The organism is Marinobacter sp. DSM 26671, assembly GCF_900112835.1.
In the GTDB taxonomy this organism is placed as follows: Bacteria; Pseudomonadota; Gammaproteobacteria; order Pseudomonadales; family Oleiphilaceae; genus Marinobacter; species Marinobacter flavimaris.
On record NZ_FONF01000077.1, the window covers coordinates 1 to 1,048 of the forward strand.

The 1,048-nt window shown below is 58.8% G+C and carries 2 protein-coding genes; both read right to left on the minus strand.

Annotated elements, in window-relative coordinates; all coding sequences use genetic code 11:
- On the minus strand, nucleotides 1-631 hold a 631-nt coding region (locus BM035_RS22225; protein WP_139216104.1), incomplete at its 3' end, for an FAD-dependent oxidoreductase.
- An 86-nt stretch (nucleotides 632-717) separates the two neighbouring features.
- Nucleotides 718-1,014 (minus strand): mercury resistance system periplasmic binding protein MerP, encoded by a 297-nt coding sequence (gene merP, locus BM035_RS22230; protein ID WP_011784884.1) that lies wholly within the window; start codon nucleotides 1,012-1,014, stop codon nucleotides 718-720.
- Nucleotides 1,015-1,048: the final 34 nt, after the last annotated feature.

Genomic DNA, 1,048 nt, shown 5'->3' on the forward strand with positions numbered 1-1,048 from the left:
GGCTGCGGGCCAACACGGTGACCTTGCTATCCAGCCGGGCGAACGCCTGGGCCAATTCCAGGGCAACAAAACCGGCGCCGATAACGATCAGCCGTTCAGGCACAGTAATTAATGCCAGCGCACTGGTGGAGGTGAGATAAGGCGTCTCAGCCAGCCCCGGTATCGACGGCTCTGCGGGACGGGCGCCAGTGCCAATAAAGGCGCGATCGAAATGGACGTTCTGCTCGCCGCCCTCGTTCAACTGGACCACCAGGTTATTGGCATCGACAAACCGGGCTTCACCGTTCAGGACCGTGATTGCCGTCTGGTCGCGCAGAATCCCTTCGTACTTGGCGTCGCGCAGTTCCTCGACACGCGTCTGCTGTTGCTGAAGCAGGTTCGCCCGGTCCACCTTCGGTATCTGGGCGCTGACGCCCCCGTCAAATGGGCTCTCCGTGCGCAGATGCGCGATATGCGCGGCACGACTCATGATTTTCGACGGCACGCAGCCGGTATTCACGCAGGTACCACCAATAATGCCGCGCTCGATCAGGGTGATGCGGGCGCCGCGCTCCGCGGCCTTCAGGGCAGCCGCCATGGCTGCGCCGCCGCTACCAATCACAGCGATATGCAGGTTTTTGTCACTATTCATTCCGAGTTCCTTGAATTACTGGGGCATTGTCACGGCAGGCGCCGAGTCGCGTGTAACAGAGGGCGCTTGGAGTCCTTTATCACAACTCACTTACTGTCCGTTTCCAGGGATTTCAGGGTGGAGGGATAGCCGACATCGCCCGTTGCCTGGGTTAAGGCTTCCACCGATGTTCGTGTGTCGTCAAAGGTAATCACGGCTTCTCGATCCGGATAGCTCACGTCGACTTGTGAAACACCGTCCACCTTGTTCAAGGCCAGCTTGATGGTAATGGGGCATGCGGAACAGGTCATCCCCGGAACTGAAAGCGTCACTGTCTGCATGGCGGCCCACGAGGGCATGCTGAGCAGGGCGAAAAGCAACGTCATGGCAAAGCGCATTTTCATGGGACAATCTCCTTTCAATAAAACAGAGGAAGGG

Excerpts from the sequence above, each read along its gene's own strand:
- merP (WP_011784884.1), bottom strand. The coding sequence starts at position 1,014 with ATGAAAATGCGCTTTGCCATGACGTTGCTTTTCGCCCTGCTCAGCATG.